Here is a 26883-nt window from a genome sequence, read left to right on the forward strand (position 1 = left end):
TATATCTCCCTAAAGGTTTTATCATACTGTTTAATGATCAAATCAGGGCTGACTGAGTAAGTACAAAAAATTCAGGGAATTCGCTGAAAAAGATAAGTGTAACCTATTTCAAGGTTACATAAAGTCAGGGCACATAGACTAATTTTTAGGAGATTAATCAGGAGATAGATAAGATCTCAAATTGGATGCTTATATTTAGTTAATGTGCTGTTTGTCAGAAGTATAAAGAGTTAGAGTACTCAAAATATGAGTAAAAGGAAGATCAGCTTATCAGTTTATTTAATTTAACCGTAACGCTATGCTCCGCCTCACTTTACCCCTCTTGCTGCTACTTTGTTGTGGCCTTTCCCTGCATGCTCAGTCAAAAGTTGATAGCTTACTCACTTTGCTGAAAGCAGGCTCTCCCGATACTATAAAAATTGATACTTATTTGTCACTGCATCAGGCACTGGTTGTTGAAAATCCTTCCCAATCGGAGACTTATCTGCAAGAGGCTATCCAACTCAGTGAGAAAATAGATGATAAAAAGTGGGTATGCAGATCTTATTTGATGCTATGTCGCTATTCTTGGAAAAAAGGTCAGTTAGAAAATGCAAAACAAGCACTGGGTGAAGTAGAAAATCAGCGTCAATTCTTTAGAGAGGATAAAGTTGAAGCTACTTTTTTTATGGAAAGTGGCATTGTAAATCATCTGGAAGGGAGATACGAACTGGCTGCCAGTTTCTATTTGAAAGCCATGCCTATCTATGAGGCATTGAATGATACAGAGGGAGTAGCTAAATGCTACAATAACATTGGAAATGCGTATTGGGAATTGGAAAAGCTTGATTATGCCCTGGAAAATTATTTCAAAGCGGTAGACTTGTTAGAAAATCAAGAGGAAAAAACCGGAAGCATTTTAGGTAATATAGGATTAATCTACAGAGCTAAAAATGATTTTGAAAAAGCATTAAGTTATTATCAGCGCTCTTTGCAGGTGAACCAGAAGTATGGTCATAAAATGGATGCTGCCATTGATCTGCAAAATATAGGCGTATTGTACAAAAGAATGGGAGATATGGATACCTCTCTCAAATATCTGAAGGAGTCCAATGATTTATCAAGAGAGATTGACGATCAGATTGGTGTGCTATACACTGATCATGGAATTGCCACTATATACGGAGAGTTAGGTCAGTACACTCAGGCATTGGCAGGATTGGAAGAAGCTTTACAACTAGCAAAACAGCTGAACAGTAAAGAAGAAATAAAAAATCTGTATGAAAGTTTTACAAACACCTACGAAAAGATGGGGCAGTATGCACTGGCACTTGAGTACAGGAAAAACTTTGAAGTGTGGAAAGACAGCATTGCCAATGAAAAGCATGTAATCCAGATCAAAGAGCTGGAAGTAAAATACGAAACGGAAAAGAAGGACAAGCAGATCATCCTGCTGGCCAATGAAAAAGAACTTCAACAGAAAGAAGCCGAGCGGCAGGCCGGTCTGAAAAAAGCCTCTATGGCCGGCTTGGTATTGCTAAGTCTATTGACCGGCTTGCTGGTTTACATCTTCCGGCAGCGCCTCGGCCATCAAAAGCTGCTGGCAGCCAAAAACGAAGAAGTGAGAGAGGCAAACTTTAAACGGGAGATGAGCGAACTGGAAATCAAAGCCCTGCGGGCACAGATCAATCCGCATTTTCTCTTCAACTGTATGAACTCCATCAATCGCATGATCCTACAGGGCGAAACTGAGGCGGCTTCCTCTTACCTCACCAAGTTTTCCAAACTGGTACGCCTCATCCTGGAAAATACCGAAGCCACACGGGTGTCGCTGGCAAATGAACTGGCCATGCTGGAATCTTATATCCAACTGGAAGCCCTCCGTTTTAAAGGAAAGATCAATTACAAAATACTGGTAGATGAATCCCTTGAACCAGAAAATACATATCTTCCCTCTATGGTTTTGCAGCCTTTTGTAGAAAATGCGATATGGCATGGACTGATGCACAAAGAAGATCCTGGTACCATCACGATTGCCATTAAAGAGGAAGATGACCGCCTGCTATGCACCATTGAAGATAATGGGGTGGGTAGAGAGAAAGCCCAGGTGCTGAGGGAAAAGTCGGTGTACAAACAGAAATGTATGGGTATGAAGATTACCGAAGATCGGCTGCGTCTGCTCAGTAAAGAGCGTCTGGAGCAGTTGATCAGTATCACCGACCTCAAAGATTCGCTGAATCAGGTGCTGGGCACCCGGGTAGACATTATGGTTCCAATGGCCTAACAAATCATGATACGAGCAATCCTCATTGATGATGAAACCGACGCTCGGGAAGCCCTCAGCATAGCGATAGAAAAGTATTGTCCGGAGGTTGCCATCCTGGGAGTTTATGATCATCCACAAAAAGGCCTCACAGCCATTCAGGAGCTGCAACCTGACCTGGTATTTCTGGATGTGCAGATGCCCCATATGTCGGGCTTTGATTTGCTGCAGCAGGCATCTCCCCTCAGCTTTGAGGTGATCTTCGTTACTGCCCATGATCAGTACGCCATCAAGGCGATCCGCTTCTCTGCCCTGGACTATCTGCTCAAGCCGGTAGATGTAGATGACCTGATGCATGCAGTGGCCAAAGTAAAGGAGCGTTTGCTGCAAAAAAACAGCGCTCCTCAGTATCAGTCAGTACTCAACAATATACAGTACCGATCCAGAAAGATAGACAGACTGGCCGTACCTACGCTGGAAGGCATAGAGTTTTTTGAAACTGATGATATCATTTACTGCCAGGCAGATGGCAACTATACCCGTTTGTTTTTAAAGGACAGTCTGAGCAGACTCATCTCCAAAAACCTCAAAGACTTTGAAAGCCTGCTGGCAAGCTCAGGCTTTTGCCGGGTGCATCATTCCTCCCTCATCAATATGAAGCACATCCGCAAATATGTGAAAGGTGAAGGTGGCTATGTGATCCTTACGGACAATCATCACGTTGATATTTCCCGTCGCAAAAAAGAAGAGTTTTTGGGCCTGCTGAATAAGCTTTAAGCTGCTGAAGGCACTACTATACCCAGCACTTCCAGAAGTTGGGGGTCATCCTTCAGGGCCACCCGGGCTACCTTTGTATAGTCACTTACCCACCCTTGCAAAGCTTTTAATGCTTCATTTCTTTTCTCCGTTGCCGACTGGGCATCTCCGGCATTGTACCTGTTTTGCTGATAAGTATTCGCCAAAGCTTCTGCCATAGCCTTTCCCCGGGCGAGTTCTTCTGCCTTCGCTCCGTGCTTCTTCATGCCAGCCAGCCCTTCTTCCCCCATACTGTTGTAAAAGCTAAATACCTGGCTGCTCCAGCCTGCCCAGTCCTTTTTCCTCAAGCCTTTCAGTTGTAGTTGTGACTCCATATAAGCATCCTTTCGAAAAGCAAAGCGAGCTATCGTCAGATGCTCCATATATAAAGCCTTAAGTTCCTTTATATCTTTCTTCATCCGGGCTGTAAGTGCATTGCGTTTGCTGTAGCAGTTTTTCTTTTCATCCTGCCACGTGCTGAACTGCTCCAGAAGGCTTTGACCTTCCAGCATGCGAACCTCTGAGTAACCGTATCGCTCCATTTGCTGCTTTATCTTAGGATGCCTGCTTGCATTTACAATCAGGGTATGGTACTGTGCCATTCGGGCATCTAGAGATCTTTTTATCATGAGAATTAGAGTTGAAATAAGGAAATAAAAATAGGACTTTGCATGCATTGTAACCTGCTGTTTTGGGCAGTACATTAACATGGGTAATATTTGTACTCCATTTTATCCTTTTCTTTACCTGACACGGTGGTTATCAGGTGTCATGCGGGCTTGCATGATATCTTCTAAGCAGCTGACCATACACATTGCGGGCTAACTTACTATTTGGGAAGCAACTTACCATCCTCTGCGCAGACTTACAGAGTTATAGAGAAGCAGCTGAGTATGCTCTTCGCAGGGCTGCAAAGTACACCAAAGGTAGGTGAACGGCTAAAGTACTTTCATATTTACCACCTGTAATTGAAAAACAACCAATAGTACACCACTACCCGCCAGTTGCACAATGGTGCTTATTTTCTAAATAAATGACTAATACCTTTATCTACATTAAACCCTTAAATGATAAAGATCATGAAAACACTACTCTTAATTTTTGTCTGTTTAGAAACCATCACACTTGTGATTCACAACAATGTAGAAAGGACACTTCCAACTACAGACTTATCTGATAAAACGATTATCCATTCAGTTGAGGTAGACCATACATGGAAACCTGCTAATACCACAGAGGAATTCTTTGAATTAATAAGCAACCCAGATGCAGAAATCATCAGGTCTGTTGACGATTTTTTGAAAAGGACACAACAAGAAGGGACTGTCTATGCCAAACTCAATAAGCGGGTAATTCAAAAGTTTACCAAAGAGTTGAAGTTTAAAAATGGGGGGCTTTCCTCAGCACAATATGACATTATTGAAAAAAGCCTCTCTAAGCGGGACTATGAAATTTTTTGGGAAGGCTTTGGCCTATCCTTAGATTTTGTACAGGCTGATGATCACGGTGGTTATGCCTGTGTAGGAGTGGGTGATTGTGCTGTGAATCAAACACACATTTGTACTAGCAATTGCTAATCAAATTAAGGAGAGCGTCTAACTACATAGTCATGAAATCTGTATGTAAATCCTTAAGCCTGCTCAGCCTGATTCTGCTTAATGGTATGGTTTGGATAGCCGCCTGTGAATCTGATCTGATCACAGGCGATGATGACGATCAGGACAATGATCCTAAACTTCCGGCTGTCTTTGACCCTGATCAAGCTTTGGAACTTTTCAGCTTTGAAGGTGCATGGAAAGTTTCCGGAAATCTTCCCGCCGCCCCGGCTGGTCAGCTCAAAATTAGTGTAAAAGATACCATTTTTATGCCCATTGGTTTTCCAGTAGGCGAACGCCTGGTCGTGAGGCATAACGGATTGTATGATATCAGTGGTTTTTTCATTGCCGTAGAAAACAGTTCCTTTTACTATGATGTTTCGGTGGTAGAAGCCGAAGCGCAGGACTCTACTGATGTGATATATCTCAGCCTGGATGAAACAGAGGGATTTGACTGGGAAGGTTTTCCACTGATCTTACTACCGCATAAGGACGGGATACCCTTAGATGAGTTTATCAGACAAGTGGAAATTGAAAAACCTGGGGAAGATGCAGAATCCATCACCGTCCCTACCAGCTTTTCCCTTGACCTCGTGCATTGGGAATGGAAGGTTACCCTACAGGAAGATCCTGCTAATCCCAGAGGAAGAGGTATTAATGTAACGGCAAAGGGGCTCAAAAAAATCAGCACTTACCAGACAGGAGGGTGCTGCAACGATGACGGTACCAGCACCACCGTGGCTAATGATCCTTATTGTTTCAGTAAATACTCGGATGGTACCCCTAATCTTGTTTGGAGAAGTATTGATGTGTCTCACTTTTTTATGTGGGCTTACGATATTTTATATCTCTACGATGATGGTACTTTCCGGCAGGCCAGTTTGAGCACCCAAACCAATTACCGCCCTTCGCTTTCCGATTTCTGCAACAACGATCCTACCTATGATTTTGATATTTCAAAATTTGTTAATACAGGTACCCATGATTTCACCCCTGGAGCTACTTCTATCAACTTTACCTACAATCCGACAGATCCACCTGTATATGGAAAAAATATTTATGGTGGAGAAATAATATACTCCTCCCATAACATGGCTATTAGTTTCGGTAGTGAAGGAGCAAAATGGTGGTTCTATTACAAAAGACCTTCCAACGGAGTACCTCTTAACACTCAATTGTCATTGGAAGGGTGGGATTAAACAGCCCTCAAATTTCTGATTATAAATATTCAAATTTTAAAAAATTACCATGAAAACTAGAAAAAGCAACCTTTTAAAGGCCCTTGCGCTATGTGCCGGAATGCTCATTCTTCCTGCCTGTGACAAAGATGATGATGAAGATGATATGAAGGATGATAATCCTTGTGAGCAGTTGGAATGTCAGAATGGTGGTACTGCCATCAGAGATGTGGAACTGGGTGGATGCCGATGTATCTGTCCGGCAGGCTATAGTGGAGAAAACTGTGAGACTCAGGCTCAGTAATGAGCCACCTCACACTCCGCCAGCCTTTTTTCTTATCCCTTAAGAAGCTGATGTTTTTATCAGTGCTATATATGTACAATCCTAAAATTTTACAACCATGAAAGCTAGTTGTCAAAGTCTCGTTTCACAATTTATCAACGTAATTGGTGGTTTTATTGATGACTACCAGGAACTCAGGAAAACTGCTGCCAAAATTTTTGTTGACACCATCATTCCCGGAAAACCCGGATCGGAGAAAGAACTGGACAAACTCATTGATCAGGCCATTGATCTGGAAACCAAGTTGTTGAAATCTTATGGCGTAGCCGTAGGGCAGGGTAAGGGTAAAATAGGTCCGAGATACCTCATTATCCCTACCAAAAAAGTAACGGGTGACCTGCTGACCGAAAGAACCTTTGCCGTAGCACCTTCTCTGTTTGATAAGGTAACAATTACCATTAAGAAAACCGGAGGAAAAGCTGGTGCTGACATTGCCGCCTGTGCCAAATATGCCAATGGTGCTCATTTCAATGAAAAGAGGAAGTCCATCGACAAGGGTAAAGATAGCCAGGGAGATTCCGTAAAGTTTGTCTTCACCGACATGGCAGAAAAAGCGCTTACCATTCACCTGGTGCAAACAGGTTTCCCCACAGATACCTGTGACTATTATCTGACGATGGAAGGGGAATTTGATCAGAAGGAAATGGAAAAGTTAGCGCCCAAGGGAGCTACTCATGGAGCCGTAAGAGCATCATAGTATCGGTTAATGGTTTCTTATCCTTTCCTAAACTTATTATAAAGGATGCTGAACGCAAACTATCAATCTATCAATTAGGCATTGACAGAATGGTCAGTACTCTTTGGTAGCAAGCATGAGGAGCATTTATTTCTAAAAAAAAGTAAGAGCATAAGCATAGCGTTTAGCATGCTTTGGGGATGTGAACTTTTAACAACTTAAAAAAAGGCAAGCTTTTTTGGGCTTGCCTTTCATTTTGCTGTAGGGGAAGGAGTCGAACCTCCACGGAGCGGTTAGCGCTTTATCAGCATTTGTACCGTTGTCTCCACCCCCGAGACGGGAGGGCATGTCTGCCAATTTCATCACCCTACATTATAAAATTGATAACGTATCATCAGTATCTTTACAACAAACGTAGTGATTAAGTTCATTTAATAAAAATTTTTTTACAAAAAAGTTAATTTGTTGTAATGGTTAATTATAAATGTCCTTTATTTTGGTTTAAACAGCTTTTATTAAAAATATAATCTTAAAATTTTTTTAGCTTAATGCTCTCTTAATTGACTTCAAAACAAAATTTTTCATTAGACTGTCAGAAGTTTTAATTCCAGTAAGCTTGCTGCTTCATAGGTAGCAAAGCATTTTAAGATATCAATTGAGTATGCGATTAGCATCCGAAAGGCTCATTTACAAAAAGTTTACCCACGCTGAGTTTCCTGCTTATGCAAGCTGGTATATGAATGAGGAGGTGATGAAATACATCACAGGTAGAGCATTGAAGCTTGAGGAGACTAAAGTAAGGTTTGCCAAAGCCATGGAAACCAATGAAAAATATCACGAAGTTGGTCTGTTTAGTGTAAAAAATAAAGATAACCTAACCTTCGTAGGTATCGCCAAACTGGTGTATATGGATGAGCTCAAGGCAGAGATAGGTTATGGCATGTTGCCCGAATTCTGGGGTAAGGGCTATGCTTCAGAAATATTGAGTACGCTGGTAGAGTATGCCAAAGTAGTACTACACTTGAGAGAATTAATTGCCGTCGTTGACCCTGATAATATAGCTTCTCAAAAGGTGCTGGCTAAACAAGCTTTTAGTTTTTTAGAGACTGGGACTGAAAATAATAATCCTGCCGAATATTATCATCTGCTACTGTCAGAGAAAAATCCTTCAAACAATCATGATTCTGCCTAAGTTTGCCTTCTATAGCTTTCTTTCATCAAGCTTTATTTAAACAGCACACGTAAGCACTATATTGAATATTCCGAACCACATTACAGCATCCGTTTCATGAACTATCAGGAGGTAGAAACTATTGCTGCTTTCAGGCAACTATTGCGCAAAACTTCAGTCCTCAAGCAGTTTGCATTTCAGAGTCTGGACTTTAGCGAAGTACAAGATTTGTTGCATCATGTTAATTTTGTCAACTGCATTTTTCTGGGCTGCCATATTCCAGAAGGTATACTCAAATATTTACCAGAAAGTAACCTCATATTCCCTCATCTGAATGTTCCCTATAATTCCTACATCAATAAGCTATATACCAGGGAAATGCTCTATGAAGGCTACGAACTCGGCAGGCCTGATTCTTATGAAGAAACATTTGATCACAGGGTATATACTCATTATATGTCTAAAGGTAAAGAAGCGCATGATATTGGAGAAACGCTGGCTCGCAGACTGCATGATCATTCCGTTACCGATGTCCTGAATGATTTTTTGAAAACGGTAGATGAGAAAAAAGTCATTGCGATCATGGGTGGACATGGATTGAGCAGAAACAGTGAAGATTACTTTGTAATTGCCAGACTTAGTAAACAACTTACAGAAATGGGGTACCTGATGTTGTCCGGAGGAGGGCCGGGTGCTATGGAAGCTACTCATTTGGGCGCCTGGCTGGCAGGTAGATCGTTAGGAACTATAGACGCCTCTATTAAGATCATGTCTAAGGCACCTTCTTATCAGGATAAGCTTTGGCTGGACACTGCCTTTGAAGTGCTACATACCTATCCACGTTCAAGGTACGAGAGTATTGGCATTCCTACCTGGCACTATGGCCATGAGCCTGCCACACCTTTTGCTAGCCGAATCGCTAAATATTTTGCCAATAGTGTACGGGAAGACGGCCTGCTTACCATTGCAAAGGGAGGGGTAATATTCGCACCTGGTAGTGCCGGCACGATTCAGGAGATATTTCAGGATGCTACCCAAAACCACTACCTCAGCTTTGGATATGCCAGCCCCATGATTTTCCTGAATCAGCAGTATTGGACAGAAGAACGTCCTATCTATCCTCTGCTCAAAAAGATGTCGGATGAGGGAAAATATCAGCATATGATACTCGCTATTTGTTCAGACCGAAAAGAAGTCATTAAAGTACTGAAGGAATTTAATACACGTTAAAGTGAATCTATACTCAAGAATGATCTGCAGGCTATTCTTAGTTTTTACCATTAATATCTCTATGAGAAATGCTTACATTGGAAAATAGTACACAAGCTACAATATGGTTTATTTTACCTAAGTGAAAAGCAATTGTTTTTATTAGGTATTATTCCTAAAGCTAATTGTCAAAAATATCTTTATGCCCTATCTTAATCGCAAATAATTTTATTCAAATCATTTTTTTTATCAATCAGCACAGCTCTTCCCCCATGAAAATTCCAAAACAACTTCAAAAAAAAGGTGAGCAATTGGCATCGCTAAAAGTACTTGAAGATGGGTTTACCGGATCGGAGCTCAACTCTTATTTGTTGCATCTGTTTCAGCAGAGGACTGCAAAAGTAAGCCCTGCTCACCTGCTCAGGCAATTTAAGAAAAATCGCTTTGTCAAGATTTCAGATGTCAATCCTCTGGCATACAAAAAATTAGAAATTGAATGGTTAAGCAATGCTGAACAACAAGGGTTTGTATTGCAGACCTTGTCTCCGCTTGCTCCTTTAGGAACTTGCTCAGTAATAGGAGAGGTAAATCAGAACAATGTGGTAAGTGCTTCTCGTGGCACAGAAGCGGTATCCGATGCAACCAATGTATTGGCCTTACAAGTTGCTAAGGAGCAGAAAAGTACTTCTGACAAAAGAGATGTTTTGAAATATGCTGTTACGCATCGGCAGGTAAGAGGTCAGTCTTTTAATAACCCTGCCTTTAGTGCGCATTTTGGGGTTTTCTGTATGGTAAGTGGAGGATACGATACAGGCAGCTTTAGCTTTGAGCTCAAGCAGTTGACTGATCATTTGAAGTTTCACTACACAAAGTTGGCAGAAAAGTTCGGGCAGGAGAGCTTACTTGTTAAGTTTTTTCTGAAAAATCAACAGCATCCCTTTCATGACTTTTTGAATGATCAGCTTCATTCTTTACCCTTCACTCCTCAGCTTATTTATGAAAAAGGAGGGGGTGACTATTATCAACTGATACAATTTAAAATTTATCTTAAGCAGCAAAAAATGGAAATTGACCTGGCCGATGGAGGCCTGGTAGACTGGACACAAAAGCTGCTTTCCAACAAAAAACATCGGCTCTTCATCAGTGGGTGCGGACTGGAACTGGTACACAAATTTTTGAACCATGAAATCTATTAAAAGGACCTTTCTAGTGGGACTTTCTGCTCATGAGGCTTTTCATAAATTCATAAAAGAGTTGGGAGAATGGTGGCCCCGGGAGTATAGCTGGTCACAGGATAAACTGGAGAGCATAAGCATTGAGGCTCGTAAAGACGGACTTTGTACCGAAATAGGTCCCCATGGTTTTCGTGCTGACTGGGGGAGAGTGATAGAAATTGATGTTCCTCAGCTTATCGTTTTCAAATGGCAGATCAGCCCTCAGCGCGTCCCCGAACCCGATCCTTCCAAATCCAGTGAAGTAAGCATTAAATTTGAAGAGGTGCAGTCCGATAGTACAAGGCTCCTCTTTGAACACCGGAATTTTGAAAAACACGGGGAAGATGCTGAGGAATACAGGCAGGCCATGGACTCTGAGAGAGGCTGGGATTATATCCTTGCTTTATTTTTGAAATATGCTGCACAGCATTGAAGTTATTTCTAGTTCACTATTTTTGGATGCACCAAAATTGGTCAGGCTATTCAAGCAAAGTGAGCATTATTTTATATATTATCACGTTGAGGAATGAGAAATATTGATAAGTAGAATTGCCTTATTTATCAAAGAACAACCTATACCATGCGCTTGATTAAGACTTATATTTTTCTTTCAATAGTATTGCTGGGTAGCACAGCTGTTTTTTCTTCCTTCTTTCTTCAGCAGGAGTCAAAACAGACAAGCCGGGAAATGATCATCAAAGCGATCTCAGGCTTACAATATGATACCGTTCGCTTCAAGATGTCTCCCGGTGAGACCATAAAAATTACGCTGATCAACACCGACGAAATGGCGCACAATATGGTCGTTACTGAGCCGGGCAGGAGAGAGGAAATTGTGGATATGGCCCTTAAGTTGGTAAGTGAGGCACAAAGCAAAAATTTCATTCCTGATTCAGAATGGATACTGGCTTCTGCCCCTGTCCTTAATCCAGAGGAGCGGTACAGCTTTACTTTTACAGCACCTGATCAGGAAGGCGTTTACCCTTACGTCTGTACCTATCCGGGACACGGAGCAGTGATGTACGGAGCGATTTACGTAACCAATAATATGATGCCCCCTCTGGCTAATGACGAAAACATTCCTCCCCAGAGAAGAGGGCAGAATGCAGGTAAAGCAATTAGTGAAGCCATACATCCTTATCCCCGTAGTTTTCCTACTATGTACCGAGCCTTTCTGCCCGATACCGGACCGGCCAGCATAGCGGTGGGCATGACCAATCAGTTGAGCTACTGCTGGGATGCCGGAACCTGCCGCTTCCGCTACCTATGGAAAGGTGGCTTTGTGGATATGACCAGAGCCTGGAGTGGCAAGGGAAAAGAACGGGCTGATATTGTGGGTACAGTTTTTTACCGGGAAGAAAATAAGGCGCCTTTTCGGCTAGGAAGCAAAGATCATATTCCTACGCATAAATTTCTGGGCTACCGCATGGACAATAAGTATCCTACCTTTAACTATATGCTGGATGATGTAGAGGTGAGTGAGAGAATTACACCTACCCTGGAGAAGCCAGGTATGAAGCGAGAGATGCAATTCAAAAACCTGAAAGAACCTGTATGGTTTGCCAGGCCTACTCAGCAGGGTGTTGAGATTTATGTTAACAAAGGGAAGTGGGAGGGAAATTTCCTTAAGCTGAGCCCGGAAGAAGCGAGTGAGTTTACCATTACGATCACCGAAAAGAAACCTGAGATCTGATCTATGTACGCGAGATTTTATTTATTCATTGTGGTATTTGGCATCCTGTCTTTCTCCTGTGAAAATGAAGAAGAAGAAGAACGGCTGAGTGATTTTTATACGATTGAAGATATTCCGCTACCCAAAGGGCTGATGCCCGAGGTAGGTGGTATGGATTTTCTGCCCGACGGACGACTGGCAGTAGCTTTCCATAGGGGAGAAGTGATGCTCTATGATCCAGATTCAGCCAGCTGGAAGCTGTTTGCCTACGGCTTACACGATCCTTTGGGTTTGCATGCTCTAAACAATCACGAAATGCTGGTGATGCAGCGGCCAGAACTCACCCGCCTGAGAGATACTAATGGTGATGGAGAGGCAGAGGAATATCTTACTGAAACAGATGATTTCGGTATCTCTGGCAACTACCATGAATTTGCTTACGGACCTATACCCGACGGAAAAGGAAACTACATCATTGGTTTGAATACTGCCTCTAATAATGCGGGAGTGTGGGATGAGACTAGGGGGGCTTACAATCCATTGGGACATACCGAGAAAGGGATGTATTCACCAGTACCTTACCGTGGCTGGCTGATGAAGCTCACGAAAGAAGGAAAGCTTGAACCCCTGGCCTCCGGTCTCCGCTCGCCTGATGGTATCGGCTTTGACCAGGAAGGGAACCTCTTTGTCACAGATAATCAGGGGGACTGGCTGGGTACCAGTAAACTCTATCATGTGGAGCAGGATAAGTATTACGGCCATATTGCCAGCCTGGTATGGAAAGAAGGCTGGGAAAAAGATTTGAGTACTATTTCTGTAAGTACATTTGACAGCATGCGTACCAAAGCGGCCGTACTCTTTCCTCACAATATCATGGCGGACTCTCCCACACAGCCTTTGGTGATTCCTGATAGTATAGACTTTGGTCCCTTCGGTGGACAGCTACTGGTGAGTGAAATGGATTATCCCCGTATCATGCGGGTGATGCTGGAAGAAGTACAGGGAGAATTACAGGGAGCATGTATAAGTTTTATGGATTCCAGCGGACTCACTCTGGGTAACCATCGTATGGAGTTTGGTCCTGACGGAAGCTTATGGGTTGGTAAGACTGCCTATGCCTGGGTAGGAGATAAGGGTATTCAACGTATACGCTACAATGGGGGTACGCCTATGGATGTGCTACGTATGAATGTAACGTCCAATGGGTTTGACCTTACTTTTACACGTCCGGTAAATCTTAAGCTGGCTTCTGATCGCAATAATTATCGCATCAATCGCTACTACTATCAATATCATGCGGACTATGGCTCACCTCGGACCGATGAACAGGCAGTCAAGGTAGATCATGTGATGATTTCAGAAGACAATAAGAAAGTATCTCTGGTACTGGAGGAAATGGTGGCCGGCTATGTGTATGACCTTGAGATTAATAGCCTCGCCTGTGACCAGGGCGTTCCCTTAATCAATAAACGTATGTTTTATACGCTCAACAATCTGCCTGACTGATAGTGCAGGAAAAGTAGCTGCGGTTTTTTTTAAAGATTACCTTCTGGCAAGAGCTACGATATCCCGCACTTCCAGAATGTGTTTTTCGTAGCCCTTTTGGGTAGCATGAATCATGGCTTGGCCAAGCTCCTTGAGTGAGCAAATGTATTTGGGAGCGATTTTTCTTAAGATAGGCGTGAGCCAGTTGATGTACTTATAGTATTTGATATTTTTCATACCCTTAGTAGGTTCCAGAAATCCCGGGCGAAAGTTATATACTGCTTTGAAAGGCAGTTTCATCAGGTCGTTTTCTGTTTTCCCTTTTACCCTGGCCCACATAATCTTTCCCTGCTCTGTACTGTCAGTACCCGCCCCTGATATATAGCAGAATGTCATCTCTGGATTATGCTTTGAAAGTATCTTTGCAGCATGCATAGTAAGCTCGTAGGTGAGATGATAATAATCAGCTTCTTTTTTGCCAACTGAGGAAACGCCCAGACAAAAAAAGCAGGCATGGTAGCCAGTAAGCTGATCTTTAATAGGAGAAAGGTCAAAAAAGTCAGTATGAATAATTTCTTTGAGTTTGGAATGACTTACTCCACAGCTTTTTCTGTTGATCACCAATACTTCTTCTACAGCTTCATGCTGTAAACATTCAATCAGCACACCTTCGCCAACCATGCCGGTAGCGCCAGTGATGATAACTTTTAGATGATGCTGATCAGGGTAATCCATAAAACCAGTGATTAGAGAGAGGGATTATGCATGCTTCCTCCTGCCTAAGATACGCTTTTTTTGCTTTATCATTTTTTTCAACTTTCTCTTCTTGAACTTACCAAGAAGAATGATCACAAGGATGATCATAAAAAAAATTAACCATCCGATGATTATGATATTAGAGAGACTCATGTGACTTATTAATGCACTTGCTCTCCATTTTACGTAAGAATACACTCACAAGACAGTAAATGTAATGTAGTTTAGTAAATTAAACTATTGCAATATTTTTTAGGCTATTAAGGAGTTAATCGTTTTTGTATAGTAATAATTTGTCTCTCTTAAATTGCATCTAAATCCATTTCATGAGAGTGAATTGAATGAAATAAATTCATGATCATCCTTTTGAGTCTTTCAAGGTTAAATGATGATTTTACTGCCTTTCAATTGATATTAATCAAAGTATAAACACTTATTTATTTTTAGGTTTTGACAGTGTTCAACTTAAAAACCTATACCTTACAAAATAATACTAAGGTTTTACACGTAGTTCTCTTATCCATTACAACTTAACAGAACTTCAGGTATGATACGCTCAATCTTTCCAATAGCTGCTTTTTTACTTTTATGGATACCCAGTTCAATCCTCTATGCCCAGGAGAGTAAGCTTAATTCCTTTGCAATAGAAGGTAGTATTAATGCTGATACGGGTACGCTAGTATTAATGCCTTTATATGATACAGACTTCTACCCTGAGGATGTTGAAAAGGTTCAGGCCAGAGTCGAAAATAATAAGGTTCACTTCAGTGGAAGTATGCCTTATCCCATGGGCTTTACCCTGCAATATGAAAATAGCTATGCTTCCCGGCTCTTTGTCGTAGAACCCGGACAACAATCCATTACTATCAATCTTGAGGCGAATAGAGAAGTGCCAGAAGTAACTAACCAGGCAATGCGAGAATATCAAAATGATTATTTGAAAGCCTTTGAAACGATAACCCAAAGAAGAAACCGATATGACGAAAGGCGGGCCAGCCTGCGGCAAAAATATCAGGATGATATACCTGATGAGGTTGCGCTTGAACTTGAAAAGGAATACAAAAGTATATATGCCCAAAGTGACAGCCTGCTGATGCAATATGTAGCTGATCATCCTGATTCCTATCTGGCACTGTGGAAACTGGTGGAGCTTTTCGGTTTTGTAGGATATGAAGATATTTATGTCTCAGCTTATGCGCACTTTTCGGATGCGCTAAAAAATACCTATACGGGAAAAGTGCTGGGCGAGAAGCTACAGGTAGCAGCCAAGCTTGCGCAGGGAAAACCCTTCCCCACTATGGAGACAGTGGATACCGACTTGCAGGAGTACCTCATCAGCTATACAGATTTCACCAAAAATCAGTACACTTTTGTAGACTTCTGGTATAGCAACTGCAGCCCCTGTATTGCACAGTTTCCACACCTGCGGGAAACCTATGAGAAGTATCGCGAGCAGGGTTTTGAAATCGTAGGCATCTCTACCGACCGCATCAGGTACCAGGACATGTGGATGAAAGCCATTGAAAGATTTGAATTGGTATGGCCGCAGTACTGGGACAAAGATGGCAAAGAGTCCGCGGCTTTAGCCATCAATAGGTTTCCCACAAACTATCTGCTGGACAGTGAAGGAAAAATCATTGCCAAAGACCTGCGGCCTGTAGAACTGGAGCAATTTCTGGCAGAGAATATCAGATAATGGCGCTCTGCCGAAGACGCTAAAGGGTTTCGCAGAGTATCTACTTACCGCTTTGCTTTTGATATGCCTCTACCTTTCGGAACATATCCCCAAAGATGGGGTCACGATGTAAGTAGGTTGCTACTCTATACAAAGGTCGCGTATTGTCAAAGCTGTAGGTCTGCTGATCGGTGAGTATGGGGGTATGCAGGAGTTCAGTTTCAAACCAGTTGGAATTGATCACATAAGCGACTGCCGAAATATCCCAGATCACCTTTGACCAGGCATAATGCTCTTCATGATAGTCCTTAAATATCTCTACCAGATAATCACCGATGGCTCCCTGCCCCAGCAGATGCTTTTCAATCTCCGGTACAGTAGTGAGCAGGTGTGAAGTAACCGGCTGCGTAGGTAACTGTATCAGCGGAACACCGGAATCAAAAATTACCTGCGAAGAAATCATATCCTGTTGCAGATTAAACTCGCTGGCCCTGCGCCACTGCAATCCTTTGCCTCCCAGCCAGACCACTACAATCTTGTTAATGATCTCCGGTTCCATCAGAATGGCTGAGGCTACATTGGTAGGCGCACCTACTGCCAGCACGTATAGCGGTTCGCTGGAAGCCATCGCTCTTTCTACCAGATCTTTGGCGGCATCACTTTGGATAGGTTGGTCTACGCTTTGTAGAAAAGCATCGGAGCCTTTGTACACAAAATTATCGGGAGACTTACCCAGTTTATCCAGCAGGCGCAGTATCTCCTCATAACTTTTCTCCATACCATCGGCCGGACTGGTGGAACGATTGTTGAGATAGGGCGCGGCATAAATCGCTTCTACATCAAGCTTGTCGGGTGAGAGTAAAGCATAGACGACCGCAAACTGATCATCAATCTCATTATAGGTATCAGTATCCAGCACCATCCGGATCTTTCCCTCCGGTGCCTGCAGGCGTTCCAGACGGATCTGATCAGAGAGTTGGGGATACGATTGTGCTGAGGAAAATGAATAATGAAACAGTAAAGCAATGGAAATCAGTACAGTAGTGAATTGTGCCTTCATAAGTATAGTATAGGTTGTGTAGTATGGTAGAATTATTAATGCGTATTCAAAATAAAGAAATTATCCGCTAATCCTATGGCATCCTGTATAGCTTTTTTTGCCTTAAATTCGCCCTTCATGAAATACATAACATTGCGCATTGCTGCCTTGACTATCTTACATTAAAGGCAAAAGCGATTAAAACACGCTTCATCGCATTGGCCCATTGACAGATCAACAGTGATATATTACATGAGCGAGCAGAAAAATGACAGATGAATGGTGATCTATTACATGTGCGCGGGGAAAACATACAGATGAACGTTTATCTATTACATGAAGCATGAAATAAATAGCATATCACCGTTTATCTATGAGTTGTCAGATGAAATAAAGTATAGATAACCGTTGATATATAAGTTGAACGGTCAAATAAACTATAGATAAGCCATTATCTATGAGTTGAACTGCCAAACAAACAATGGATAAGCTCTTATCTATGTTCTGTACGACGAAACGAACCACAAATCAGCGCTTATCTGTGAGTTGGCACAGCAAAAAAGCTACAGCAAAGCCCTTTTCTATGGGTTGAAGTCTAGGAAAAGAGATAGCGTGACTATATATGTAATCAATGGGAGCCTCTTGAGCTACCATGTAGCGCCTCCCTCATTACCCAGTAGGCTCACATGTGTTGAAATCAACTTGCCGCATGGCTTATGCTATTTATAGCTTAACCATCAAGCTGAAAGCTTGATGCGTATATATCATCCACAAGTTATGCTTCGCTAAACTTGCGGGAGGGAGGCTATACAGTTTAAAAAAGATCTAAAATCTATTAGATTGGTACTAAAGATGCAATGTAGATAAAGTGCATTGTGCACATTATACAGATGTTCTCAGCAATCAAAAAAACAAGCAAAACGCAACCTGAATGAAAAAATCACTTCCAATTTTAATCTCTATTCTAATATTAAGTTGTCAGAATGAACCAAAGGTTAATATTCAAAAAATAAAGTTTGAATTAGATAGTATAATGGTATTAGACCAAAAACATAGGAATGAATTAAATTCTTTATATTTAGAGTTTGGCCTCGAATCAAGTGAGTTTCAAGAAGTATTTGTAAAACAACATTTGATTGATTCAATGAATGTAATTTATGTGGAAAGCCTAATTAAAAAATTAGGTAAATATCCAGGTAATTCATTGTTAGGACATTCTACTGGCAAGGTAGCATTCTTTGTTTTGCAGCACTCATCCGAAGAAATTCAGCTAAAATATCTTGACCTAATATTAGAAGCAGCAGAAAGTAATGAACTCGATAAAGGTTCTGCTGCTATGTATCATGATAGGTGTTTAATGTATAAGGGAGAACCTCAAATTTATGGTACGCAAATACGTAGTAGAGAATTTCTTGATAGTTTAATTGGTGAGAACAAACGAGAATTTTATTTGCACCCAATTAAAGATACCGTAAAAATAGATTCGGTTAGAATGTGGAATGGTTTAATACCACTTGAAGAATATTTAATTTCATTTGGCTTAAGTAGATGGAATTGAAAAGCCGGCTGAGAACATCAGCTATCCACAACCGGTCCGAAAATAGAGCGTAATCGTTCATCGCTCCAACGACAGAAAATTACAATTTAAATGAAAAGCGCAAACAAGGCCCGGTAAGATGGCTAGCCTTGGCGTTAGCCACGAGCGGAATTGAATTGAAATGATTATCTTAGCTTTATGACTGACATAGATATATACATCAAACTGGCAAGCCTACCCGATGACCAGAAAAAAGAGGTTGGTGATTTCGTTGAATTCTTAAGATCAAAAACAATTGCTGTTGAGAAGTCAAAAACTCAAAGAAAAGCAGGATTAGCGAAAGGACTTATCCAAATGAAGGAAGGGTTTGATGATCCTTTGGAAGATTTTAAAGAATATATGTAATGAATCTATTAGTGGATACCCACGCAGTCATCTGGTTTATCACAGAAGATGATCAGTTGCCCATAAATGTAAAAAAACTAATTGAAGATGCTACAAACACTTGTTTTGTGAGCATCGCATCGCTTTGGGAGATGGGAATCAAATACTCACTAGGCAAATTAGACTTAAAAGCTGACTTAAAAAGAATATTTGAGCTGATTGATCAAAGTGGATTGACCATATTGCCCATTACACCTACACATATCCTGACGAACTCATCCTTAAATTTTCATCATCGTGATCCATTTGATAGATTAATCATAGCTCAGGCTAAAAGCGAAGGATTAACATTGATTTCAAAGGATGATGAGTTCAAAGATTATAACATTAATCTGATTTGGAAGTGATGAAAGCTAGCGCTGAACAAAACACATCCGGAATCCTAGCAAAATGAACTGGTATAATTGTTGCACTAAGTAGTGATATTGAAACTCAATACTAATTAGGCAAACAATCCCGGCCTGAGATTGGCATTGGCCTTCAGCGAAGCATAAATCTTGCCCCCCTCCCGCAAGTTTAGCGGAGCATAAATGTGGTAAACATGCCGTAAGTTTGATAACTTACACATCTTCTACAAACTGCATTTACAAAATCAGAGATCAGACTAAAATATATTGTTCCCGTCAGCCACACGATTAAGTGAAGCAATAGATTTGGTTAAAGAAAATGATATGAGATTCATTATACCAACATTTTTACTCCTACAGGTTTTCACTGCCTTCAATGTATCTGCTGTTCCATCTGATTCTACAGCCATCATTGCCGAATGGTGTAGGCAACAACGTATTTTTTTTGAACAGGCTAACTACCGTAAAGCTGCACTATACTATGATTCTCTGGATAATGTATTTCCCGATACAGTGGCTAACGAAATACCTGACTTTGAATTTGGTATCAGCGAGCCTATTGCACCCTTCGGCTTAGTAACACCTGAGCCAATTGATTATAAAGTTTGCTACATGGGGAACATTAGTTATCAGAAACTAGCGGAACAGGCTGACTCAAAAGAGCAACAGAAATTTAATCAACGGGCTGAACAAATATATGATAAGGGCGTGAGGCTGTATGGTGCATTACAAATGATGCAGGAACTACATAATGATAAATTGTATGAGTCATACGAGAAGCAACCGCACCCAATCCCTGATTATGCTACATTTTATGCATCTATTGAAAACAGTATAAAGTATCAGGCAAGTTTAGTTGAAGGCAAAGTATTTATTCAATTTATCGTTGAGAAGGATAGTAGTATAAGATATACTCATATAGTCAAAGGAGTTCATGAATATTATAATGAGCAGGTAAGCAAATTCATGAAATCTAGCCAATGGGTGCCTGCTCAACTAAAAGGAAAACCCGTAAGGTCAATCTTGACGATTCCTATTCCAATTAAGAATGACCGTTGACCATTACCCTTTTCTTAAAATATTCATTCAGGTAGGTGTTTAGCGAAGCGCCACACATATTCCGAATGTACTTTCTTGCCTATCCTCCTCCCGCAAGTTTAGCGAAGCATAACTTGTTCTAAATATGCAATACGCTATAACCCAATCTAACCATAACACTATAACACCCTAACACCAGAAGCCGACTCAAGTATTTTGCTCCCTCCACCTCACACAAGATTAAGCGAAGCAGATCCTCTAGTTACAAGACTTAATTTATCCCTCAAGCGACCAAACATTTCTATGCAACAAAGCCTTACCTCTCTATTTACATATAAAATAAGAGATGTTTGATCATAAAAGCGGAGCTTACCTACTGACTGATGATGTCAAATTATATTATGAAACGCAGGGCAATTCCGATAACCTACCCTTACTCTTTCTGCATGGCGGGCTGAGGCATATGGCAACGCTGAACCCTCTGGCTCAAAGTCTGGCCGAAAATTATTACCTGATTGGCCTGGACAGCCGGGGACAGGGTAAGTCCGAACTGGGTACACGTCCTCTTACCTACCAAATGATGGAGGAAGATGCGCTGAAGCTTCTCAATCATCTGAACCTCAACAAAGTATCTATCCTGGGGCATAGCGATGGAGGCATCATTGCCTACCGCATAGCTGCCCGCCATCCTGAACAGGTAGTTCGACTGATCACCATCGGCTCCAGAGCAAAAGTGGAGCAGGGCAGGCCCAACTGGCAGGAGTTTATGCAACTGGAACCTAAGCAGATGGAAAAGAATATGCCTGAGCTGGTAAAAGATTATCAAAGGCTGAGTCCGAATCCCCGCCTTGATCAATTGTGTGTGATGTTTCGCAGTTTATGGATGGATGGCTCGGATAGCGGTCATCCGGGAGAAAGAGTGCAGTCTATCCTGGCACCCAGCCTGCTGCTTCGGGGCAGCGAGGATGATTTTCTATCTTCCGAAGCGCTGCGCGATAACCAGACCATGATACCCAATAGTGAAATGGCCGAAATTCCCAATGCAAAACATGATGTAGCATTGGAGAACCCTGACGTTGCGAACGCAGTCATTCGGAAATTCCTGAAAGCTTAATGGAATAAGTCTGGTGGTTCTTAGGGCACAAGCGAGACGCTTGCGCTGGTTTAGGTGTAATATATTTCTGCGGTCAAATTCTGGAGTGCTTTTAGTGAAGTGCAATGCGTTCCTCCTCATCCTTGATAATGCATAATGTAGTAAGTCAGGTAATTCTTAGGCCACAAGCGTGATCACCCAATCCAACCCTAACACTATAACACCCTAACACTATAACACCCTAACACTATAACACCCTAACACTATAACACCCTAACACCCTAACACTATAACACCCTAACACTATTGCACCCCACTTTTATGACTTAACTGATGGAAAAACGGCTTGCTATGCCTATTTTTAGGAATTCACCTAACCTAACATAGCATGAAAGTATTCTGGATAAGCCTATCCCTGATATTATATTCTGTCTCCGCACTATTTGCACAGGACCTGAAGCTCGTAGCCGAACCTGCTGAGCTGACACTGGACGTAGAGAATACTGCGCAGATCAATGCCAAAGTGGTAGATGCCAATGGCAACGAAGTGCCGGGTCAGGAAATCTTTTTCTACTCCCGCAAAGGCAAAGCAGTAGAGGTTGATACCACCGGAAAGGTGATCGCTCACCAGCCGGGAGAGCATCAGCTGATCATCATCACCCCCCGCACTGCCGACGGAGAGCGCCTGCGTTTGGACTATCCGGTGAAAGTCAATTATCCGCCTATCAGTGAGATCAACATAGAAGAAGTGCCTTCCGAAATCTATGCCGGAACTATCCTTCCCCTCCAAGTAACTGTGATGGATGAAATGGATATGGTGAGAGAAGAAGTTCAGCTAAGCAGCAGTAGCAGCGATCCTGCCGTAGCTTCTGCTGATCCCTACCTCAACCTCAAAGCGCATAAGCCCGGCAAGACTACAGTAACTGTGACTACCGGAGGAATTGAAAGCAAAATCAATGTAAATGTGGTGCCTTTTCCTGCCAGCGAAGTTAAGCTGGAAAGTGATATGCAGGAAGCCCGTACCGGTGATGTATTTCACTTCAGCGCCAAAGTAGTGGATGCGAAAGGCAATGAGATTAGCGACGCACCCATTACCTACTCTTTTGAGGGCAAAGCGGATGATGTATCCAGCAGTGCCTCCGGCCTGATCAAGCAGGATGGGCGTTTTGTAGCCGATGAGGCAGGTATGTACACCATCATGGCTGCTTCCGGCCCATACGTAGCCCGCCAGACCGTCAAGATCGTGCCCCGTGATGTAGACCGCAAGATAGAGATGGTAGGGCAGGGCTCAGTAGACGATAAGCATACTTCCGACTTCTGGGTATGGGAAGGCGTAGATGGCCGTGACTATGCGGTGACCGGAACCTGGGGTGCCGATGGCAAAGCTTACTTCTGGGATGTGACCAACCCTGCTGCCATTGAGCGCATTGACAGCATACAGGTAGATGCCCGTACTGTTAACGATGTGAAAGTGTCAGAAGATGGTACGCTCTGTGTCATTAGCCGTGAAGGTGCTTCTAACCGTAAGAATGGTATCGTCATCATTGATGTAACCAATCCCCGCGAAGTGGAAGTGATCTCTACCTTCACCGAGAACCTTACCGGTGGGGTACACAATCTTTTCATCTCCGAAGATCATGTGTATGCGCTGAGTGCTGGTCAGAAATACTATGTCATCAATATCCAAGACCCTAAGAAACCTAAGATTGTCAGCAAGTTTGAACTGGAAACCCCCGCACACTCCATCCACGATGTATGGGTGCAGGATGGTATCGCGTATTCTTCCAACTGGTCGGATGGGATTCAACTGGTAGATGTTGGGAATGGCATTGCTGGAGGTTCACCGGAGAATCCTCAGCAGTTTGCAAGCTATGCCTATCCCAGCGGAGCCAATCATGCGGCATTCCCATTCAAAAGTAAATCTACCGGCAAGTTTTATGTGATCGGAGGAGATGAAATTTTCCCTTACGGTTTGGATGTGAACAAGGAGAATATGGCGGCTGGATTCCTGCACTTCATTGACTTTAGTGATATGGACAATCCTGATGAAATTGCCCGTTTTGAGGTGCCCAATGCCGGTTCGCACAACTACTGGGTGGATGAAGAGAATGAGCTGCTCTATGCAGCTTTTTATAATGGTGGCGTAAGGGTAGTTGACATCAGCGGAGAGCTGATGGGCGATCTTTACAAGCAGGGCAGAGAGATTGCCTGGATTATTCCCGGCGATCCCGATGGCTATATTCCCAACGCACCCTTTACCTGGGGAGCGCAGCCTTACAAAGGCCATATTTTCTACTCCGACTGGAATAGCGGACTTTGGGCGGCCAAGCTGGAGCCTGAAAAGCCTGAAGAAACCAAACTGGAAAGCCGATAGATAAGAAACTTCCTCTTCAGTGTCCCACACAATGGAATTGTCGTAGAGGACACTGAAGCTTGGGAAAGCCAAATATTAAATAGTGAAGAAGTATGAAAAAGTTATTCATAAGTGCAGCCATAATCCTGATGAGCATTCATGTTGTGCAGGCACAGGATTATTATGTATATGTTGCAGCCGAGTCGGAAGATGAGGTGGCGCTGATCAAATTTGATGGAGAGAAGGCGGAAACCATCAAGCGCATTCCGGTTGGGGTGTGGCCGGCAGAGATAGAAGGCCCGCACGGGATGACTGTTGCGCCAGATGGCAAGCATTGGTATCTGTCTATGGCGCATGGCAATCCTTATGGTTATCTCTATAAGTTTGAAACCGGCAGTGATGAGAAAGTAGGAGAAACCACTTTGGGATTATTCCCTGCTTCTATGCAAATCTCTCCGGCCAATGGTTTACTCTTTGTCGTGAATTTTAATCTGCACGGTGATATGGTGCCTTCTACCATTTCGGTAGTAGACCCCGAAACGATGAGCGAACTCAAGCAGGTGACAGTGGGTACCATGCCGCACGGCTCCCGCATCACGCCCGATGGGATGCACCAATACTCAGTAGGGATGATGTCAGGAGAACTCTTTGAGATCAACACCATGACACTGGAAGTATCTCGTATTCTCAACCTGGATACCAATGAGGCCATTGATCCGAAGATGGAAGATGCTCATGCTATGCACGAAGGTCATGACATGGGAGGTAATAACAAGATGGCTTCCATGAGTGATATGGCAGCGATGGATCATCATCATTCACCTACCAAACCTACCTGGGTGATGCCTCATCCCACCAAGCCGCTCGCCTACGTAGCCGGTAATGGCTCGGATGAAATCCTGGAGATTGATCTGGATGCATGGAAAATCGTTGACCGATTTAAAGGAGGTAAAGGGCCATATAATCTGGACATCACTCCTGACGGCAATAAGCTTGTCGTAAGCTATAAGAGTGATGGTAGTACCGGTGTATGGGACCTGAAGAAGAAAAAAGAAATCGCCCGCATAGAGAATATGCGCAAGGTGACGCATGGGGTAGCTATGTCGCCCGACAGCCGCTATGCTTTTGTTTCCGTAGAAGGCATAGGAGGGGAGCCGGGTACTTTGGAAGTCATTGACCTGAAGAAAGGAAAGCGTGTCGCTTTCGCAGAATTAGGTAAGCAGGCCGGTGGTATCGCCTTCTGGAAGATGGAGAAGTAAAAAGTTTACCCTGAATTTATTTCAGGGTCTAAGTTGAAGATTAAATTCCGATAAAATGGATTTACATCAATATGTACTCAGAGGTAAAGTCATTCATCAGATGAGTGATGATGAGTTCTTTCAGTTTTGTGTAGATAATCCTGAACTCAGAATAGAGCGCAATGAACAACAGGAAATTATTATTATGTCACCAACAGGAACTATTTCGGGCTTCAATAGCAGTGAATGCTTTGGCCAGCTCTATCTTTGGAATAAGCAAAGCAAATTAGGAAAGACTTTTGATTCATCTACAGGTTTCCTGCTGCCCGATGGTTCGGTACGTTCTCCTGATGCCGCCTGGGTCTCCAATCAGCAGTGGAGTCAGCTTACTGCCGAACAAAAGAAGAAGTTTGCTCCTCTCTGCCCTGAGTTTGTCATTGAAGTAAAATCAGATTCTGATAATCTAGGTGATTTGCAGAAAAAGATGCAGATGTGGATCAGTAATGGCTGTCAGCTGGCTTTCCTAATTGACCCAGAAGTGAAGCAGTCATTTGTATACGATAAAGATGGCACAGTACAACAGTTAAAAGGTTTTGATAAACAATTATCCGGTAATGCCGTACTCCCCGATTTTCTTCTTGAGCTTACTGAGTTGGAGGATGTATAAAGCTGGAAGATAGGAGACGGAAGTTGGAAGAAGTTTTTCCCAACACTCCACTCCCGACTTCTGACTTCCCACTTCCAGCTTCTTACTCTTCATCCAAATCAACACTTAATGCACAAAATATCTACCATACGCAATTTCCTTGCTCTATCATCCTGCCTCTTTGTCCTCTTCTTATCCTGCTGCCAGACTCCGGAGACCAGCGCTTCTGCTTCTGTATTAGATGGGAAAATAATCTGCATTGATGCCGGTCATGGAGGTACTGCTGAGATAGATTCCTATAGAGTCGGAATAGGAGGAGAGCGGGAAGAGTGGATTAATCTCAGGGTAGCCAAATACCTTAAAGAATTACTGGAACAGGAAGGGGCCAGGGTGGTGATGACGCGCAATGAAGATGTGCAGGTGGGCTTACAGGAACGGGCACAAATGGCTATAGATCAGAAGGCTGATGTTTTTCTTTCCATTCATCATAATGCTACTGCCGATACTTCAGTTAACTTTCCTATCATTTACTATCATGCCAATGCTTCGGAGAATAAGGCCAGTGTACAACTGGCTCGTAATGTGGGCAAGCAAATACAAGTTGCGCTGTTTCCACAAGACAGCCTTATCAGCATCACATCCGATCACACTATCTTTCCCAGGGCAGGTACAGGTGTTCTGCGGCATAGTTATGGGATTCCGGGCATCATAGGTGAGGCCTCCTTCTTTACCAATCCTTCGGAAGAGCAGCGCTTAACGCAGGAAGCTTATAACCAGAGAGAAGCCGAGGCCTATCTCCAGGCTTTGATTGATTTCTTTGATGAAGAGATTCCTCCGATTGAAGAGAAGTACAGTCACATCAAAATCCCACCTTTTAGGGTCCTTCAGGAAGCCGAACGTATGAACCCTACCGCTCGCCTCTGGTTGCAGGACTATCAGCAGGGCAGAGCTTTGTATTCGGTAGGTAAATTGGATTCAGCATATCAGCTTTTGACACGTTCTGTCCGTAGTTTTCCCGATTCTTATGTAGCGGGTGATGTGCATCGTTTAAGGGCAGAAATACTATTGAAGCAAGGCAAAACTGAAGAGGCAGATACCACTTTCCAGAGGGCGAAGGAATATTATGTTGATTAATAA

General features: G+C 42.7%; 25 protein-coding genes. 22 read left to right on the plus strand and 3 right to left on the minus strand.

Annotated features, from left to right (window positions below; genetic code table 11):
- The first annotated feature begins 298 nt into the window (after positions 1–298).
- Both WJR50_RS23675 and WJR50_RS23680 read left to right on the plus strand, forming a co-directional pair.
- Complete coding sequence (locus tag WJR50_RS23675; RefSeq protein ID WP_341295778.1) at positions 299–2263, plus strand: tetratricopeptide repeat protein; 1965 nt, start codon at positions 299–301, stop codon at positions 2261–2263.
- A gap of 6 nt (positions 2264–2269) precedes the next feature.
- Positions 2270–3019: a LytR/AlgR family response regulator transcription factor gene (locus WJR50_RS23680; RefSeq protein ID WP_341295779.1), complete on the plus strand. Its 750-nt coding sequence runs from the start codon at positions 2270–2272 to the stop codon at positions 3017–3019.
- Here WJR50_RS23680 and WJR50_RS23685 read toward each other — a convergent pair.
- Complete coding sequence (locus WJR50_RS23685; RefSeq protein WP_341295780.1) at positions 3016–3666, minus strand: PQLLE family protein; 651 nt, start codon at positions 3664–3666, stop codon at positions 3016–3018. The two genes, WJR50_RS23680 and WJR50_RS23685, sit on opposite strands and share 4 nt — an antisense overlap.
- 450 nt (positions 3667–4116) lie before the next feature.
- Between WJR50_RS23685 and WJR50_RS23690 the strand changes: the two genes are divergently transcribed.
- The 10 genes from WJR50_RS23690 (at position 4117) to WJR50_RS23735 (ending at position 13601) form a co-directional block, all read left to right on the plus strand.
- Positions 4117–4614, plus strand: a complete 498-nt coding sequence (locus tag WJR50_RS23690; RefSeq protein WP_341295781.1) for a hypothetical protein — start codon at positions 4117–4119, stop codon at positions 4612–4614.
- A gap of 32 nt (positions 4615–4646) precedes the next feature.
- Complete coding sequence (locus WJR50_RS23695; RefSeq protein WP_341295782.1) at positions 4647–5831, plus strand: hypothetical protein; 1185 nt, start codon at positions 4647–4649, stop codon at positions 5829–5831.
- 49 nt (positions 5832–5880) lie between these two features.
- Positions 5881–6114, plus strand: a complete 234-nt coding sequence (locus WJR50_RS23700; RefSeq protein ID WP_341295783.1) for a hypothetical protein — start codon at positions 5881–5883, stop codon at positions 6112–6114.
- A gap of 97 nt (positions 6115–6211) precedes the next feature.
- Complete coding sequence (locus WJR50_RS23705; RefSeq protein ID WP_341295784.1) at positions 6212–6850, plus strand: hypothetical protein; 639 nt, start codon at positions 6212–6214, stop codon at positions 6848–6850.
- 640 nt (positions 6851–7490) lie between these two features.
- Positions 7491–8021: a GNAT family N-acetyltransferase gene (locus WJR50_RS23710; protein WP_341295785.1), complete on the plus strand. Its 531-nt coding sequence runs from the start codon at positions 7491–7493 to the stop codon at positions 8019–8021.
- A gap of 96 nt (positions 8022–8117) precedes the next feature.
- Positions 8118–9230, plus strand: coding sequence for an LOG family protein (locus WJR50_RS23715; RefSeq protein ID WP_341295786.1), 1113 nt, complete (start codon positions 8118–8120; stop codon positions 9228–9230).
- A gap of 251 nt (positions 9231–9481) precedes the next feature.
- On the plus strand, positions 9482–10405 hold the full coding sequence (locus WJR50_RS23720) for a hypothetical protein (protein WP_341295787.1): 924 nt from the start codon (positions 9482–9484) through the stop codon (positions 10403–10405).
- Positions 10392–10856, plus strand: coding sequence for an SRPBCC family protein (locus WJR50_RS23725; RefSeq protein WP_341295788.1), 465 nt, complete (start codon positions 10392–10394; stop codon positions 10854–10856). The genes WJR50_RS23720 and WJR50_RS23725 overlap by 14 nt, the downstream gene beginning before the upstream one ends.
- 147 nt (positions 10857–11003) lie before the next feature.
- A complete protein-coding gene (locus WJR50_RS23730; RefSeq protein WP_341295789.1) occupies positions 11004–12116 on the plus strand; it encodes a plastocyanin/azurin family copper-binding protein in 1113 nt (370 codons plus the stop codon).
- Between the two features lie 3 nt (positions 12117–12119).
- Positions 12120–13601: a DUF7133 domain-containing protein gene (locus tag WJR50_RS23735; protein WP_341295790.1), complete on the plus strand. Its 1482-nt coding sequence runs from the start codon at positions 12120–12122 to the stop codon at positions 13599–13601.
- A gap of 36 nt (positions 13602–13637) precedes the next feature.
- Here the strand turns inward: WJR50_RS23735 and WJR50_RS23740 are convergent, their stop codons facing one another.
- Complete coding sequence (locus WJR50_RS23740; RefSeq protein ID WP_341295791.1) at positions 13638–14315, minus strand: NAD-dependent epimerase/dehydratase family protein; 678 nt, start codon at positions 14313–14315, stop codon at positions 13638–13640.
- A gap of 568 nt (positions 14316–14883) precedes the next feature.
- Here WJR50_RS23740 and WJR50_RS23745 point away from each other — a divergent pair.
- Positions 14884–16032: a redoxin domain-containing protein gene (locus WJR50_RS23745; RefSeq protein WP_341295792.1), complete on the plus strand. Its 1149-nt coding sequence runs from the start codon at positions 14884–14886 to the stop codon at positions 16030–16032.
- Positions 16033–16072: 40 nt separating this feature from the next.
- On the opposite strand, the gene WJR50_RS23750 is transcribed toward WJR50_RS23745, so the two are convergent.
- Positions 16073–17071, minus strand: coding sequence for a nucleoside hydrolase (locus WJR50_RS23750; protein ID WP_341295793.1), 999 nt, complete (start codon positions 17069–17071; stop codon positions 16073–16075).
- 910 nt (positions 17072–17981) lie between these two features.
- Between WJR50_RS23750 and WJR50_RS23755 the strand changes: the two genes are divergently transcribed.
- The 9 genes from WJR50_RS23755 (at position 17982) to WJR50_RS23795 (ending at position 26880) form a co-directional block, all read left to right on the plus strand.
- A complete protein-coding gene (locus WJR50_RS23755; RefSeq protein ID WP_341295794.1) occupies positions 17982–18608 on the plus strand; it encodes a DUF6624 domain-containing protein in 627 nt (208 codons plus the stop codon).
- Positions 18609–18785: 177 nt separating this feature from the next.
- Positions 18786–18992, plus strand: a complete 207-nt coding sequence (gene vapB, locus WJR50_RS23760; RefSeq protein ID WP_341295795.1) for a type II toxin-antitoxin system VapB family antitoxin — start codon at positions 18786–18788, stop codon at positions 18990–18992.
- A complete protein-coding gene (locus WJR50_RS23765) occupies positions 18992–19378 on the plus strand; it encodes a type II toxin-antitoxin system VapC family toxin (RefSeq protein WP_341295796.1) in 387 nt (128 codons plus the stop codon). The genes vapB and WJR50_RS23765 overlap by 1 nt, the downstream gene beginning before the upstream one ends.
- Positions 19379–19702: 324 nt before the next feature.
- Complete coding sequence (locus tag WJR50_RS23770; RefSeq protein WP_341295797.1) at positions 19703–20437, plus strand: energy transducer TonB; 735 nt, start codon at positions 19703–19705, stop codon at positions 20435–20437.
- Positions 20438–20762: 325 nt separating this feature from the next.
- Positions 20763–21530, plus strand: a complete 768-nt coding sequence (locus WJR50_RS23775) for an alpha/beta fold hydrolase (protein WP_341295798.1) — start codon at positions 20763–20765, stop codon at positions 21528–21530.
- Positions 21531–21897: 367 nt separating this feature from the next.
- Complete coding sequence (locus tag WJR50_RS23780; protein ID WP_341295799.1) at positions 21898–23883, plus strand: hypothetical protein; 1986 nt, start codon at positions 21898–21900, stop codon at positions 23881–23883.
- Positions 23884–23975: 92 nt separating this feature from the next.
- Entirely contained in the window at positions 23976–25121 is a 1146-nt protein-coding gene (locus WJR50_RS23785; protein WP_341295800.1) for a YncE family protein, read from the plus strand.
- A 55-nt stretch (positions 25122–25176) separates the two neighbouring features.
- A complete protein-coding gene (locus WJR50_RS23790) occupies positions 25177–25767 on the plus strand; it encodes a Uma2 family endonuclease (RefSeq protein ID WP_341295801.1) in 591 nt (196 codons plus the stop codon).
- Positions 25768–25875: 108 nt separating this feature from the next.
- A complete protein-coding gene (locus WJR50_RS23795; protein ID WP_341295802.1) occupies positions 25876–26880 on the plus strand; it encodes an N-acetylmuramoyl-L-alanine amidase in 1005 nt (334 codons plus the stop codon).
- Positions 26881–26883 lie beyond the last annotated feature (3 nt).

This window comes from Catalinimonas locisalis (assembly GCF_038039535.1).
In the GTDB taxonomy this organism is placed as follows: domain Bacteria; phylum Bacteroidota; class Bacteroidia; order Cytophagales; family Cyclobacteriaceae; genus Catalinimonas.

Coding starts and splice junctions, on each gene's coding strand:
- WJR50_RS23775 (WP_341295798.1), top strand. CDS start 20,763: ATGTTTGATCATAAAAGCGGAGCTTACCTACTGACTGATGATGTCAAA.
- WJR50_RS23740 (WP_341295791.1), bottom strand. CDS start 14,315: ATGGATTACCCTGATCAGCATCATCTAAAAGTTATCATCACTGGCGCT.
- WJR50_RS23730 (WP_341295789.1), top strand. CDS start 11,004: ATGCGCTTGATTAAGACTTATATTTTTCTTTCAATAGTATTGCTGGGT.
- WJR50_RS23700 (WP_341295783.1), top strand. CDS start 5,881: ATGAAAACTAGAAAAAGCAACCTTTTAAAGGCCCTTGCGCTATGTGCC.
- WJR50_RS23680 (WP_341295779.1), top strand. CDS start 2,270: ATGATACGAGCAATCCTCATTGATGATGAAACCGACGCTCGGGAAGCC.
- WJR50_RS23790 (WP_341295801.1), top strand. CDS start 25,177: ATGGATTTACATCAATATGTACTCAGAGGTAAAGTCATTCATCAGATG.
- WJR50_RS23780 (WP_341295799.1), top strand. CDS start 21,898: ATGAAAGTATTCTGGATAAGCCTATCCCTGATATTATATTCTGTCTCC.
- WJR50_RS23770 (WP_341295797.1), top strand. CDS start 19,703: ATGAGATTCATTATACCAACATTTTTACTCCTACAGGTTTTCACTGCC.
- WJR50_RS23685 (WP_341295780.1), bottom strand. CDS start 3,666: ATGATAAAAAGATCTCTAGATGCCCGAATGGCACAGTACCATACCCTG.
- WJR50_RS23750 (WP_341295793.1), bottom strand. CDS start 17,071: ATGAAGGCACAATTCACTACTGTACTGATTTCCATTGCTTTACTGTTT.
- WJR50_RS23720 (WP_341295787.1), top strand. CDS start 9,482: ATGAAAATTCCAAAACAACTTCAAAAAAAAGGTGAGCAATTGGCATCG.
- WJR50_RS23715 (WP_341295786.1), top strand. CDS start 8,118: ATGAACTATCAGGAGGTAGAAACTATTGCTGCTTTCAGGCAACTATTG.
- WJR50_RS23745 (WP_341295792.1), top strand. CDS start 14,884: ATGATACGCTCAATCTTTCCAATAGCTGCTTTTTTACTTTTATGGATA.
- WJR50_RS23755 (WP_341295794.1), top strand. CDS start 17,982: ATGAAAAAATCACTTCCAATTTTAATCTCTATTCTAATATTAAGTTGT.
- WJR50_RS23785 (WP_341295800.1), top strand. CDS start 23,976: ATGAAAAAGTTATTCATAAGTGCAGCCATAATCCTGATGAGCATTCAT.
- vapB (WP_341295795.1), top strand. CDS start 18,786: ATGACTGACATAGATATATACATCAAACTGGCAAGCCTACCCGATGAC.
- WJR50_RS23705 (WP_341295784.1), top strand. CDS start 6,212: ATGAAAGCTAGTTGTCAAAGTCTCGTTTCACAATTTATCAACGTAATT.
- WJR50_RS23735 (WP_341295790.1), top strand. CDS start 12,120: ATGTACGCGAGATTTTATTTATTCATTGTGGTATTTGGCATCCTGTCT.
- WJR50_RS23690 (WP_341295781.1), top strand. CDS start 4,117: ATGAAAACACTACTCTTAATTTTTGTCTGTTTAGAAACCATCACACTT.
- WJR50_RS23695 (WP_341295782.1), top strand. CDS start 4,647: ATGAAATCTGTATGTAAATCCTTAAGCCTGCTCAGCCTGATTCTGCTT.
- WJR50_RS23725 (WP_341295788.1), top strand. CDS start 10,392: ATGAAATCTATTAAAAGGACCTTTCTAGTGGGACTTTCTGCTCATGAG.
- WJR50_RS23795 (WP_341295802.1), top strand. CDS start 25,876: ATGCACAAAATATCTACCATACGCAATTTCCTTGCTCTATCATCCTGC.
- WJR50_RS23675 (WP_341295778.1), top strand. CDS start 299: ATGCTCCGCCTCACTTTACCCCTCTTGCTGCTACTTTGTTGTGGCCTT.
- WJR50_RS23710 (WP_341295785.1), top strand. CDS start 7,491: ATGCGATTAGCATCCGAAAGGCTCATTTACAAAAAGTTTACCCACGCT.
- WJR50_RS23765 (WP_341295796.1), top strand. CDS start 18,992: ATGAATCTATTAGTGGATACCCACGCAGTCATCTGGTTTATCACAGAA.